Genomic DNA, 11,336 nt, shown 5'->3' on the forward strand with positions numbered 1-11,336 from the left:
GTGAGAGCCTCACTGGGGAATTCCTCTCGTCGGTGTCGAACCGGCCTGGGTACGACAACAGACGCTACCCGTCAATTCGACCGGGGGCGCCGGCCCGGGCTGTTCGCGCGGCCACCAGGTGCAGCGGACCTGCACGTCGTTGGCGTACGGGCCCGCCGCCGCGACCGCCCCGGCGATGGCCGCCTCCGGGCCGCCCCCCGAACCGGCGTGGATCCGGTTCAACGGCTCGGCGACGTCCCATGCGGTGGCCACGCAGTCGGTGCTCACCGCCAGGATCCGGCAGTCCGACGCTCGCTCCAGCACCGCGCACTGCGCCAGCGCGTTGGCCTCGGCGGTGATCTGGTCGGGCCCGTAGCCCCAGTCCTGTTGCTCGTGGTTCGGCGAATTGGCCACCGCGACCCACCCGTCGTCGGCACTCGCCTCCGGCGCCGCCCCGACCGCCGCGGCGATCACGGCGACGGCCGTGACGCTGATCCTCCGGGTCCACCGTCTTCCCCGGGTCCACCGTCTTCCCCGGGTCCACCGTCTCATCTCCGACCCCCTAACCTCTCCCCGCCGCCAAGGCTAGGCCCCGACCCTGACAGACTCTGCGCCATGACAGTCCTTCTTCGCGCCGGGACGTGCGCGGTGTTGATCGGCGCCGGGATGTGCGCGAGCGCCGCTCCGGCGGCAGCCTGCCCGTATGGAACGGTGCCCAGCGACTTCTCCGGTGTGTGCGTCAGCGGCCCGTCCGGGGGTGACGCAACCGTCCCGCCGGACACCTCGCCGGCCGGGGCGGTGTTCGGCGGCGCCCCCGGCGAGTTGCCCTCGGTGGACGGCGTCCCCTGCACCCCGCAGCAACTCGGCACCTGCATCGGGCTGGCCGAAAGCGCGCGCTGACGTCCGGACGGGCTTGGCTGTCGCCCCGGCGGCCGGGGCCGCTGCTTCTCTGGGGTCCAGGGCCCTACTGACTTTTGCCCACCTCTGAGCGACAACGGCTCTGGCGCAACGCATTTGTCGCTCATAGGCGGGCAACAAACCACTGGTGTCTGATGAGCGACACCGTCTCCGGCGACTGAGCCGGCACGCTCTGTCAGAGGCTGCATGCACGCTTCTTCACATCACCAACCGAAGGAGGGCGCACACCATGTGCTGGCAATGCGACAACCCACAGGCCACCACCGAGGACTACCTCGACTCGCTGCGGGACATGATCACCAGATACCGATGGGCGGTCCAGTTCGTCGAAGGTGAGCGGCCCTTCGCCTACACGATCGGCCTGCACCGCCACGGGCTTCCCGAACTGCTCGTCACCGGACTGCAGCCGCAACCGTCGGCTCATCTGCTCAACTCGATCGCCGACGACATCGTCGACGGCGGCACGCGGCTCAAACCGGCGATGCACATCGACCATGAAGCCGGGCTGGCCCTGGAGGTGGTCGAGGTCGACCACCCCGACGTCCATCTCAAATTCGCCCTGGCACTCTTCCGGGAGCCGTTCCGCGCCTTCCAGCTCGTGTGGACCGACGATCGCCGGCACTGGCCGTGGGATCGCGGGTGGAGCCACGGCCGGCGCCGGCAACCGGTGCTGGGCCTGCGCAGCGCAATACCGGGGTGAGGGTGTCACGAGATCGCACGGCATGCGGGGCGCCGCACCGCCCGAGGTTGTCGGAGAACGCCGTCACGCGGAGCGCGGGGTCCGGTTTCGGCACGGTGACATAACGCGCCCGGAGCGGGCGCTACGGGTGCCCGCCGCTGTCAGCGCCGCTGGGTCAGGGTGGGGCGGTAGCCTGCTGTCGTGGCGACCGCTGACGTGCCGCGGCGCCTGCCCGATCCCCCGGCCGGCACCGACGGCGTCCGCGACTGGGTGTCGACGCATCTGGGTGACCTGTGCACCCCGGCCCCAGCCCCCTCCGCAGCCGCCACGCCGATACGCGGCGGGCAGGCGGCGGCCGACGCCGCCCTGCAGCGCTTCGACGTCAGCGGCTATGCCCGCCGTCGCAACAACGTCTGGCCGCAGCGGAGCCGGGGCTCCTCGCGGCTGTCGCCCTACATCCGCCACGGACTGCTCTCACTGCGCGAGGTGTGGGACCACGTCGCCGGCGGCCCGGCCGCGGACGTGACGAAGTTCCGCGACGAGCTGCGCTGGCAGGAGTACGCACGACATCTTTACGCGCGCATGGGAACCGCGTCACGGGGGTCGTTGCGGTTCGATGTCGTCGAGCACTCGGGCGGCGCCGTGGCAGCCAATCCGTGGGCCGCCGAGGCGCTGTGCCTGGACTCGGCGTGGTCGGAACTGGTCGGCGAGGGCTGGCTGACCAACCAGACCCGGATGTGGCTGGCCTCGCACTGGGCCGTGCGGGCCGGCCTGGGCTGGCGCGACGGCGAGGACCTGATGTACCGGCATCTGCTCGACGGATCGCGGGCCGCGAACCGGCTCGGCTGGCAGTGGACCGTCGGGGCGCTCACCGGCAAGGCCTACGGGTTCTCCCGCTGGCAGGTGGAGAAGCGGGCGCCGGGGTTGTGCGAGCGGTGCCCGCTGAACTCGTGCTGCCCGATCCAGCAGTGGCCTGCGACCGATGAACCCGCGCCCCGGTATTCGGTCGACCCGCGACTCAGGCGTGATGACGACCCGGAGACGACGGCCGGGCCGGCGGCGGTCCGGCACACCGGCTCACCCGAGGCCGACTGGATCACCGCCGAGAGCCTCGGCGACCGCGACCCGGCCGCCGCCGCGCATCCCGATCTGCCGGTGGCGTTCGTCTTCGACGCACCGCTGCTGCGGCGGTTGCAGCTGTCGGCGAATCGGCTTGTCTTTCTTGCCGAGTCGCTCGCCGACCTGGCCACCCGAAGAGAACTCCAGCTCTGGCGGGGCGACCCGGTCGAGGTGCTGCAGGGCAGACAGCTGGCGGCCACGTTCGCGCCGGTTCCCGGCTGGCGGTCCCGTGCGGCCCGCCTCGACGTGGTCGCTTTGCATCCGTGGCCGTGGCTGGAGCGTCCGCGCTCCGGCCCGGTCGGCTCCTTCACCGCGTGGAGCAAGGGCCGCCGGTAGATCCGCGCGGACGCGGCCAGGCCCGGGGTGGCGTTGCACGCGCGCCCGGCGCACGGCAGGATCCTAGCGTGGACCTTCGCGGCGCGGTGCGGCCGGATCGGCCGCTTCTGGTCGTCGCCCTGCCCGAGGAGGCGGAATTCATCGCCGGGGAATTCCCGATCCTGGTCACCGGCCCGGGCAAGGTGAACGCGGCCGTCGCGGTGTCCGCGGTGCTGGGCGGCGCACGACCTGCCGGGGTGATCAACCTCGGAACCGCGGGCGGCCTGCACGACGGTCTCGACGGAGTGCATGAGATCCACACCGTCATACAGCACGATTTCGATTCCGCGGCGATCCGCTCCCTGGTCGACCGCGACTACGGGATGCCGATCGAACTCGGCTCACCCACCGGCGGGCCCGCCGTGGTGCTGGCCACCGGCGACCGCTTCATCGCCGACAGCCAGTCGCGCGACACCCTCTCCCGCGAAGCACATCTGGTCGACATGGAGGGCTACGCGGTGGCCTGGGCCGCCCGCGCCGCCGGCGTCCCGGCACGGCTGATCAAACTGGTCAGCGACGACGCCGGAGCGCAGGCAGGCCGCACCTGGGCTCAGACGGTGAGCGAGCACGCCCGGACGCTGGCGGGCTGGGTGTCCGACGAACTGCGGTGGTGACCGGCCACCGGCTCGCCGCTCCACGGGACTATCCCAGGATCGCCCGCGCCGCGCGTTCGGCGATGAGCATCACCGGCGCGTTGGTGTTGCCGGAGGTGATGGTCGGCATGGCCGACGCGTCGACCACCCGAAGGCCGGCGACGCGGTACACCCGGCAGTCGGTGTCGAGTACCGCGGCGGCGGACCCGGGCCGGCCGTCGGCGTCGAAGGAGCCCATCGCGCAGGTGCCGACCGGGTGGAAGATCGTCGTCCCCAGTTCGCCGGCCGCCTGCTGCAGGTCCTCGTCGCTCACCAGGCCAGGGCCGGGCAGCATCTCCTGCGGGCGGTAGCGGGCCAGCGCCGGTGCGGCCATGATCCGGCGGGTCATCCGCAGGCCCCGCACGGCGGTCATCCGATCGGCGTCCGTCGACAGGTAGTTGCACGAGATCTTCGGCGCGGCAAGCGGATCGGCGGTGGCCAACCGGACATGGCCGCGCGAACCGGGTCGCAGGTTGCACACCGAGGGCGTGATCGCCCCGAACTTGTGCAGCGGTTCACCGAACTTCGGCAACGACAACGGCTGCACGTGCCACTCCAGATCGGCACCGGGCGATCCCGGGTCGCTCTTGGCGAACGCCCCCAGCGTGGACGGCGGCATCGTCATCGGGCCCGATCGCAGAGTCAGGTACTGCAGTCCCATTCCGGCGCGGGTAAGCCAGTTGCGGTAGAGCGTGTTGACGGTGCGGGCACCGGTGATCCGGTAGACCGTCCGCAGCTGCAGATGGTCCTGGAGGTTCTCGCCCACCCCCGGCAGGTCGACGGCCACCGGCACGTGGTGTTGCCTCAGCAGATCGGCCGGACCCAGACCCGAGACCTGCATCAGATGCGGGGAGCCGACGGCGCCGGCGCTCAGGATCACCTCCCGGCGGGCCGCGACGTCGAGCATCCGGCCGTCTTTGAGCAGCCGCAGTCCGGTGACGCGGTGCCGGGCGGTGGTCCAGGCGCCCTGGCGCTGATGCTGCGCGACGTCGTCGTCCAGCAGCAGCCGGGTGGCCTGGGTACGGGTGAAGATCGTCAGGTTCGGTCGGCGTTCGACGGGATGCAGGTAGGCGTCGGCCATCGACCAGCGACGGCCGCGGCGCTGGTTGACGTGGAAGTAGGCGCTGCCGGCGTTGTCGCCCCGGTTGAACTCCTCGATGGGGGTGATACCCACTTCGGCGGCGGCGGCCTGCCAGGCGTCGAGGATCTTCCAGCGCACCCGCGGCCGCTCGACGCGGATCTCACCGCCGGCGCCGTGCCACTCGTCGGCCCCGCCGAAGTAGTCCTCGAGGTCTTTGTAGATCGCCAGTGTCTGTCCCGGCCCGTCCCAGAGCCAACGCCGGTCCCCGGTGGCCTGCGCCCACCGCTCGTAATCGCTTGCCTGGCCGCGCATGTGGATCATCGCGTTGATCGACGAGCTGCCGCCGATCACCCGCCCCCGCGCATAGCCGATGCTGCGGCCGGCCAGGCCCTCGTCGGCCTCGGTGGTGAAGCACCAGTCGGTGCGCGGGTTGGCGATGGTGTACAGATAGCCCACCGGCACCTTGATCCAGAACCAGTCGTCGTCGCCGCCGGCCTCGATCAGCAGCACCCGGTGATCGGGGTCGGCGCTGAGCCGATTGGCCAGCAGACAGCCCGCACTGCCCGCGCCGACGATGATGAAGTCGAACTCGGCGATCCCCATGACGACTAATACTGCGGGAAAGGCCGACCGGGTGCGGGACGTGACGGTCCCATCAGTGATGCACCCTGACCCCGGCATGACCGGTACCTTGAGCGGCTATGACACGGCTCGATGATGTCGGGGAGGCCGACGGATGGCGGTGCTGGCTCTGCGATGAGCCCGTCGACCCGGAGATGTCGGTCAACGACGACCGGGGTCCCAGCATCGACAGCATGAGCAGCAGAAGCAAGGCCAAAGGCAAGGGAGCTGAACCGGTCTTCGGCAGCGAGCGGCTCGCGCACCGCGGATGCAACACCAGGAAGGGCGCCGTCGCCCCCGTCGTCGAGTGGCCCAAGGACCTGTTCGTTGCCGATCCCGCGTCCATCGTCACCAGCGTCGAGCGGCTGGCCCGCAAGCGCGGCAGCGAGGCCATGGGCCGATGCCCGACCGAAGCCGACGCGGTGGCGGCGGCCGAGTGGTTGGTGGATCGCGTGAGCCGGCTGGCGCCGGGCCTTGAAGTCGAATCGCGGATCCAGCCCGGCGGCGGGCAATACCTGGTCGTGCTGACGTCGTAGGCAGCTGCGAGCGGTCCTGAGATGAGACCGCAATCGGCTAAGCACCGAATCTCATGGACGGGCCGGTCAAGGATGGACCGATGAGGATCATGACGTGGAACGTCCAGGGCCGGGTGGGCGATTGGGAGGCCCGGCACGGCGCGCTGCGGTCATGGATCGAACGGACCGCCCCCGACGTGCTCACCCTTCAGGAGTCGTGGGTCGAGCGCGACGGCGCCACCCAGGCCGCCCGGCTGGGCGCGGAGCTGGGCATGCACTCGGTGACGGCGGCGCAGCTGGCCGGGTTCGACCGGTACCCGCAGGCGCCGTACTGGGTGGTCAACGCGGTGCTGGCCCGCTGGCCGCTGAGCGTCGAACGGCTCTGCGCGCCGCCCTCGTCGGGCAGCGAGCCGACGTGGCGCCACGTGCTGGTGACGCGGGTGCACCGGCCGGCCGAGGACGGCGGGCCGTTCGTCGCGGCCGGCACCCACCTCGAGCACGGCCTGGAGAACTCGGCGCGGCGCAGCGTCCAGATGGCGGCACTGGTGAACCACATCGCCGATACCCTCGGCGACGAGACCCGGCGGCGCGATTCGCTGCCGGCGATCCTGGCCGGGGACCTCAACTGCACCCCGGAATCCGACGAGTACCGCAGTGCCACTGGGCTTTCCGCGGGTGCGGTGCCGAATTTCACTCTCGTCGACGCCTGGTCCGCGGCGGGCAACACCGACCCGGGACACACCTGGTCGGCGAGCAACCCGCTGGTCCCCCGCCACGCCATCCATCCGCACCGCCGGCTCGACTACGTGATGGTGTCCACCCCGCGCCGGTCCGGCACGGGGCATGTGCGCCGCTGCCACCTGGCCGGCACCGCAGCGGTCGGGAATGTCTGGCCCAGCGACCATTTCGCCGTGGTGGCCGAGTTGAAGATGTGAACCACCGCGGCGACGGCGATCGCCACCGGCCCACCTGCAATCCCGGGGATTCCACGGCGTTCCCGCGCCGGATCTGCCGCCGGTGCCGCGCCACACGCGACATCCGCACCGTCCCGGCCAAGCCATAGTCCAGACTGGGCAGATGACCGAACCCAGTGCGGCCCGCGTCGCGGTGTACCTCGACTTCGACAACATCGTCATCTCGCGCTACGACCAGGTCAACGGCCGCAGCTCTTTCCAGCGCGACAAAGCCAAGGGCCTGGAGTCGGCGCGCCTGGACCGGGCCCGGGTCGACGTCGGCGCCATCCTGGACTTCGCGTCGTCGTTCGGCACGGTGGTGCTGACCCGGGCGTACGCCGACTGGTCGGCCGACGTCAACGCCGAGTACCGGCAGCAGCTGGTCGGCCGGGCGGTGGACCTGGTGCAGCTGTTCCCGGCGGCGGCCTACGGCAAGAACGGCGCCGACATCCGGCTGGCGGTCGACGCCGTGGAGGACATGTTCCGGCTGCCCGACCTCACCCACGTGGTGGTCGTGGCCGGCGATTCGGACTACATCCCGCTGGCGCAGCGCTGCAAGCGGCTGGGCCGCTACGTCGTCGGCATCGGGGTGGCCGGCTCCTCGAGCCGGGCGCTGGCGGCGGCCTGCGACGACTTCGTCGTCTACGACGCGCTGCCCGGGGTGCCGGTGTTCGCGCCCGCCAAAGCCGAGGGCGCGCAGCAGACCCGGCGGAAGTCCGCCGAGCCCGCTGCGCCGGATCCGCAGCCGGCGGCCACCGCCCTGCTGACACGCGCCCTGCAGATCGGCCTGGAGAAGGACGACGCCGAGTGGCTGCACAACTCCGAAGTCAAGGCGCAGATGAAGCGGATGGATCCGTCGTTCTCGGAGAAGGCGCTGGGGTTCAAGTCGTTCAGCGACTTCCTGCGGTCGCGGGCCGACGTGGTGGAACTCGACGAGAGCTCGACGACGAGGTTGGTGAAGCTGCGCTAGCCCCGCACGCTCAGATCCCGTCGAGGTGCCGTTCGGCGCACGCGCGGCCCAGCGCCCGGCGGAACGCCTCGACGTCGCCGGCGCACGCGTCGAGTTCCGCAGGCCCGAGCAGGGCGACCAGGCCGCGATCGGTGCGGGCGACCACGAACGGCGCCGGTGAGCCGGCGGCGAGGACGTCGGCCGGGGCGTCGTTGCGGTGATAGGTGCGGAACTCGACGTCGAGTTGATCCCGGCAGCGCCGCCAGTCGGACTTCTCGGTGAACAGCCCGTGGGTGATCTCGCACAGCGAGCAGTGCGTCCGGCCGAGCCGGGCCCCGATCCAGTAGCGCGCCTCACCGAGCACGGTTCCGTCGGCGTCGTAGACGCCGATGAGTTCCCGCACGGTCTCCGGCATGGCCCGAGGGTATCTGGAGCCTGTGCGCCGTCACTGAGGTTGCGGGTTGATGCCCAGTCGCTTCATACAGTTCGCGCGCGACATCTCGACCAGGACCGACTGGGCGTTGTCGAACCCGTCCAGTGCGGGAATGTCCTGCTTCATCTGGGCCAGGGAGGCGTCGACGCAGCGCTGCAGGCGCTGGGCGTCGGAGTCACGCCACTGCGAGTAGCCGATCAGCCCAGCGGCCACCAGGCCGACCACCAGGTAGATCCAGATGCGGGGGTTGCGGAGAATCGCAGACGGCGTCACAGACCTATGATGCGGCGGCACACGTTCAACGCGCTGCGGCGCCGGGTCGGCGTCGGTAAGGATGGCGCGTCGGTAAGGATGACATCGTGCAACTCCCGCAGCGGCTGGCCCGGTTCAACCGGTACGTCACCAATCCCGTGCAACGGCTCTGGGCGGGATGGGCGCCGATGATGGGCATCCTCGAACACGTCGGACGGCGCTCGGGGCGCCTCTACCGCACACCGCTGACCGTGTTCTCCACCGGTGACGGGGTGGCCATCCTGCTGACCTACGGCCCCGACCGGGACTGGGTGAAGAACCTCACCGCCGCCGGCGGCGGGCGACTGCGACGGCATGGCCGCGTGGTCGCCGTCCGCGCGCCCCGGGTGGTGAGCAGGGATGAGGCGGCCGCGCACATCACCGGTTTCGGCCGCCGGGTCTTCCCGAAGCTGCCCTTCGCGAGCGCGCTGCTGCTGTCGTTCGGTACGAGGAGGCCGGATACGCCACCCGCAGCAGGGCATGTATAGACCCCTCACCCCGGCCGGGATCGGTGAGCCCACACCGCGTAGAGCGGATCCCACGGCGTCGGGCGCTGCTCGGCGCGCGGCGGGTCCCAGCCGACCGAGCGGCGGAAGTACTCGGCCACGAGCTGCACGTGGAACTCGTCGTCGGTGGCCAGCCAGCCCTGGATCACCTTGGTCGGGAAGCAGCGGTTGGAGAACGTGCACACGAACGGCGCGCCGGGCCGCAGCACCCGGGCCACCTCGTCGAACACCTCGATGGGCCGCACCAGGTAGTCGACCGACACCGTGCACATCGCGCCGTCGAAGCTGGCGTCGGCGAACGGCAGCGCCGGGTCGCGGTTGAGGTCGTGGACCACCCATTCCTGCGCCTGCTCGTTCTCGGCGAGCTCGACGGCGTTCATGCCGAGGGCGACCAGCCGCTGCGGGGTCCGGGCCAGGTGTGACACCCAGGAGCTGCACAGGTCGAGCACCTCGCCGTAGAGGCCGAGCTCGTCGTAGAGGTCGCGCACGGCCGCGATGGCGCCCTCGTCGATGTGCTGCACGATCCGCGCTTCGCCGTAGAAGCGACCGTCGTCGCCCTCGTCGCGCCGGGCGAAGAATCCGTCGGGGAAGCCCGCGTAGCGGTCCTCGCCCGGGACGGGTTCACTAGAATCCGGTGTCACCATGATCAGGCATCATTCTTGCTTGCGCGTTCTCCGAAGCGCACTCGTGGTGATCTTCCTGGCGGCCGGCGCTGCGTTCATGCCGGCTCGGGCCGCGGCCGCCGAACTGAGTGACTACCTCTGGGAAAGCCGCCCGCTGCTGGTGTTCGCGCCCACCGGAGACGATCCGCGGCTGGTCGAAACGGTGCGCCGGATAGAGGCCACCCGATGCGACTTCGCCGATCGCGACATGGTGCTCGGCCTGATCGTCACCGACGGCACCGGCACCCTCGGCGGCCAGGTCATCGACGCCGGCCAGGCCCAACGGCTGGCCTCGGAGTTCGGGGTCGGCGCGAACAGCTTCAGCGTGCTGCTGATCGGCAAGGACGGCGGCGAGAAGCTGCGCGTCGACGACGTCCCGGATCTGCGGGCCGTCTACACCGTGATCGACGGCATGCCGATGCGGGGCCGGGAGATGAGCGCCGACCCGGGCCGGTGCTGAGACGGCACCGGCGGGCGATGTTGTTGACCGGGTAAGGAGAGTGCATCGCAATCTTCCGGACCCGGGACGTGCTGACCGCACTGGTCGTGTCCGACCACGTCCGATAGTTCGCGACCGACGTCGCTGACCGCCTCGCCAACGCTTAGTTGACCAACATAGGTTGACCAACCCTGGTCAGACTTCTAGAATTCCTTTGTGAAGCAGGTCAAAGTGCAGTACGCGAAGACGCATCTGTCGGCGATGATCGCCGCGGTCGAACGGGGCGAGGAGTTCGTCATCGCACGTGGGGATCAGCCGGCGGCACGACTGGTTCCACTGGAACCGCGGCAGTCCCGTGACTTGGGCTTCGTCCCCTTCTCGGTGCCCGACGACTTCCTCGCGGCTCTGCCGGAAGAGGAACTCGAAGCCTGGGAGGGCAAGGGTTGACCTACCTGCTCGACACGCACGTCATGCTGTGGGCGCTCTCCGAGCCCGCACGCCTCGGGCGCAAAGCTCGCAAGATCATCGAACACCCCGCCTCGCAACTGGTGGTCTCGGCGGCCTCAGCGTGGGAGATCGCCACCAAGCACCGGCTGGGAAAGCTGCCGCAGGCCGATGCGCTGCTCGGCGCCTACTCCAAGCATCTGGATCGGCTGGGGGCCATCAGACTTCCGGTGTCCGAGGAACACGCGCTGCTTGCCGGGCGGCTGGAATGGGAGCATCGCGATCCCTTCGATCGGATGCTCGCAGCGCAGTCGATGGTCGAGTCACTCATCCTGGTCACCGGAGATCCGATCTTCAGCGGTTGCCGTAGCGTCCAGACTCTCTGGTGAATCAGATGATGGAGCGAGGCCGGCTGGGACGGACTCCGCAATGGGCACGCGCTGGAGGTCGTCGAAAGGGGTTGTGATGGCGCGCTATGCGACCACGGTGAGGACCGCGAAGCCTCCGCAGGAGGTGTTCGCCTACATGGCCGACCTGCGTAACTTCGCCGAGTGGGATCCCGGCGTGAAGGCGGTCCGGCAGGTGAGGGGCTCGGGCGGCGGCCCGGGCAACGTCTTCGACGTCACCGTCGCCGGCATCGGCCGCGACCTGACATTGCGGTACGTCACCGAGGAACACGACGCCCCGCGCAACCTCCTCGTGGTGGCCCGCAGCAGCGTGTTCACCTCGATCGACCGGAT

17 protein-coding genes are annotated in these 11,336 nt (G+C 70.3%); 12 read left to right on the top strand and 5 right to left on the bottom strand.

Going from position 1 to position 11,336, the window contains the following annotated elements:
- Nucleotides 1-9: 9 nt before the first annotated feature.
- Nucleotides 10-531 carry a hypothetical protein gene (locus ACKOQ4_RS04390; RefSeq protein ID WP_526289210.1) on the bottom strand — a complete coding sequence of 174 codons (522 nt, stop codon included), beginning with the start codon at nt 529-531 and terminating at the stop codon, nt 10-12.
- 63 nt (nt 532-594) lie between these two features.
- Between ACKOQ4_RS04390 and ACKOQ4_RS04395 the strand changes: the two genes are divergently transcribed.
- The 4 genes from ACKOQ4_RS04395 to ACKOQ4_RS04410 all read left to right on the top strand — a co-directional run bounded on the left by ACKOQ4_RS04395 (nt 595) and on the right by ACKOQ4_RS04410 (nt 3,684).
- A complete protein-coding gene (locus ACKOQ4_RS04395; RefSeq protein WP_526289212.1) occupies nt 595-879 on the top strand; it encodes a hypothetical protein in 285 nt (94 codons plus the stop codon).
- Between the two features lie 247 nt (nt 880-1,126).
- Nucleotides 1,127-1,597: a DUF4262 domain-containing protein gene (locus ACKOQ4_RS04400; protein WP_526289214.1), complete on the top strand. Its 471-nt coding sequence runs from the start codon at nt 1,127-1,129 to the stop codon at nt 1,595-1,597.
- A 180-nt stretch (nt 1,598-1,777) separates the two neighbouring features.
- Nucleotides 1,778-3,031 carry an FAD-binding domain-containing protein gene (locus ACKOQ4_RS04405; RefSeq protein ID WP_526289216.1) on the top strand — a complete coding sequence of 418 codons (1,254 nt, stop codon included), beginning with the start codon at nt 1,778-1,780 and terminating at the stop codon, nt 3,029-3,031.
- Nucleotides 3,032-3,099: 68 nt separating this feature from the next.
- Nucleotides 3,100-3,684, top strand: a complete 585-nt coding sequence (locus ACKOQ4_RS04410; protein WP_526289218.1) for a nucleosidase — start codon at nt 3,100-3,102, stop codon at nt 3,682-3,684.
- A 28-nt stretch (nt 3,685-3,712) separates the two neighbouring features.
- Here ACKOQ4_RS04410 and ACKOQ4_RS04415 read toward each other — a convergent pair whose 3' ends face one another.
- The gene (locus tag ACKOQ4_RS04415) at nt 3,713-5,380 is read right to left on the bottom strand and encodes a GMC family oxidoreductase (RefSeq protein ID WP_526289246.1); all 1,668 of its coding nucleotides are present in this window, start codon (nt 5,378-5,380) and stop codon (nt 3,713-3,715) included.
- A 104-nt stretch (nt 5,381-5,484) separates the two neighbouring features.
- Here ACKOQ4_RS04415 and ACKOQ4_RS04420 point away from each other — a divergent pair, with 104 nt between their 5' ends.
- The 3 genes from ACKOQ4_RS04420 (at nt 5,485) to ACKOQ4_RS04430 (ending at nt 7,842) form a co-directional block, all read left to right on the top strand.
- Complete coding sequence (locus ACKOQ4_RS04420; RefSeq protein ID WP_526289220.1) at nt 5,485-5,940, top strand: hypothetical protein; 456 nt, start codon at nt 5,485-5,487, stop codon at nt 5,938-5,940.
- Nucleotides 5,941-6,020: 80 nt separating this feature from the next.
- A complete protein-coding gene (locus ACKOQ4_RS04425) occupies nt 6,021-6,854 on the top strand; it encodes an endonuclease/exonuclease/phosphatase family protein (RefSeq protein ID WP_526289222.1) in 834 nt (277 codons plus the stop codon).
- Between the two features lie 142 nt (nt 6,855-6,996).
- A complete protein-coding gene (locus ACKOQ4_RS04430; protein WP_526289224.1) occupies nt 6,997-7,842 on the top strand; it encodes an NYN domain-containing protein in 846 nt (281 codons plus the stop codon).
- A 10-nt stretch (nt 7,843-7,852) separates the two neighbouring features.
- Here the strand turns inward: ACKOQ4_RS04430 and ACKOQ4_RS04435 are convergent, their stop codons facing one another.
- Together ACKOQ4_RS04435 and ACKOQ4_RS04440 are read right to left on the bottom strand one after the other, a co-directional pair.
- The gene (locus tag ACKOQ4_RS04435) at nt 7,853-8,236 is read right to left on the bottom strand and encodes a hypothetical protein (RefSeq protein WP_526289226.1); all 384 of its coding nucleotides are present in this window, start codon (nt 8,234-8,236) and stop codon (nt 7,853-7,855) included.
- A gap of 30 nt (nt 8,237-8,266) precedes the next feature.
- Complete coding sequence (locus tag ACKOQ4_RS04440) at nt 8,267-8,527, bottom strand: hypothetical protein (protein ID WP_526289228.1); 261 nt, start codon at nt 8,525-8,527, stop codon at nt 8,267-8,269.
- Between the two features lie 86 nt (nt 8,528-8,613).
- Here ACKOQ4_RS04440 and ACKOQ4_RS04445 point away from each other — a divergent pair, with 86 nt between their 5' ends.
- Nucleotides 8,614-9,033: a nitroreductase family deazaflavin-dependent oxidoreductase gene (locus ACKOQ4_RS04445; RefSeq protein ID WP_526289230.1), complete on the top strand. Its 420-nt coding sequence runs from the start codon at nt 8,614-8,616 to the stop codon at nt 9,031-9,033.
- A 5-nt stretch (nt 9,034-9,038) separates the two neighbouring features.
- On the opposite strand, the gene ACKOQ4_RS04450 is transcribed toward ACKOQ4_RS04445, so the two are convergent.
- Nucleotides 9,039-9,695, bottom strand: coding sequence for a methyltransferase domain-containing protein (locus ACKOQ4_RS04450; protein ID WP_526289232.1), 657 nt, complete (start codon nt 9,693-9,695; stop codon nt 9,039-9,041).
- 19 nt (nt 9,696-9,714) lie between these two features.
- Here ACKOQ4_RS04450 and ACKOQ4_RS04455 point away from each other — a divergent pair, with 19 nt between their 5' ends.
- The 4 genes from ACKOQ4_RS04455 to ACKOQ4_RS04470 all read left to right on the top strand — a co-directional run.
- On the top strand, nt 9,715-10,173 hold the full coding sequence (locus tag ACKOQ4_RS04455) for a DUF4174 domain-containing protein (RefSeq protein WP_526289234.1): 459 nt from the start codon (nt 9,715-9,717) through the stop codon (nt 10,171-10,173).
- A gap of 195 nt (nt 10,174-10,368) precedes the next feature.
- Entirely contained in the window at nt 10,369-10,599 is a 231-nt protein-coding gene (locus ACKOQ4_RS04460; protein WP_526289236.1) for a type II toxin-antitoxin system Phd/YefM family antitoxin, read from the top strand.
- On the top strand, nt 10,596-10,985 hold the full coding sequence (locus ACKOQ4_RS04465) for a type II toxin-antitoxin system VapC family toxin (RefSeq protein ID WP_526289238.1): 390 nt from the start codon (nt 10,596-10,598) through the stop codon (nt 10,983-10,985). Before ACKOQ4_RS04460 ends, ACKOQ4_RS04465 begins: the two co-directional genes overlap by 4 nt.
- Before the next feature lie 97 nt (nt 10,986-11,082).
- Nucleotides 11,083-11,336 (top strand): SRPBCC family protein (locus ACKOQ4_RS04470; protein ID WP_526289240.1); only part of this gene is annotated, 254 nt, incomplete at its 3' end.

It is taken from the genome of Mycobacterium sp. (assembly GCF_046095365.1).
GTDB lineage: Bacteria > Actinomycetota > Actinomycetes > Mycobacteriales > Mycobacteriaceae > Mycobacterium.

What these genes read in the sequence shown, in the direction of transcription:
- ACKOQ4_RS04435 (WP_526289226.1), bottom strand. Translation starts at nt 8,236, where the DNA reads ATGCCGGAGACCGTGCGGGAACTCATCGGCGTCTACGACGCCGACGGA.
- ACKOQ4_RS04390 (WP_526289210.1), bottom strand. Translation starts at nt 531, where the DNA reads ATGAGACGGTGGACCCGGGGAAGACGGTGGACCCGGGGAAGACGGTGG.
- ACKOQ4_RS04430 (WP_526289224.1), top strand. Translation starts at nt 6,997, where the DNA reads ATGACCGAACCCAGTGCGGCCCGCGTCGCGGTGTACCTCGACTTCGAC.
- ACKOQ4_RS04400 (WP_526289214.1), top strand. Translation starts at nt 1,127, where the DNA reads ATGTGCTGGCAATGCGACAACCCACAGGCCACCACCGAGGACTACCTC.
- ACKOQ4_RS04420 (WP_526289220.1), top strand. Translation starts at nt 5,485, where the DNA reads ATGACACGGCTCGATGATGTCGGGGAGGCCGACGGATGGCGGTGCTGG.
- ACKOQ4_RS04450 (WP_526289232.1), bottom strand. Translation starts at nt 9,695, where the DNA reads ATGGTGACACCGGATTCTAGTGAACCCGTCCCGGGCGAGGACCGCTAC.
- ACKOQ4_RS04395 (WP_526289212.1), top strand. Translation starts at nt 595, where the DNA reads ATGACAGTCCTTCTTCGCGCCGGGACGTGCGCGGTGTTGATCGGCGCC.
- ACKOQ4_RS04425 (WP_526289222.1), top strand. Translation starts at nt 6,021, where the DNA reads ATGAGGATCATGACGTGGAACGTCCAGGGCCGGGTGGGCGATTGGGAG.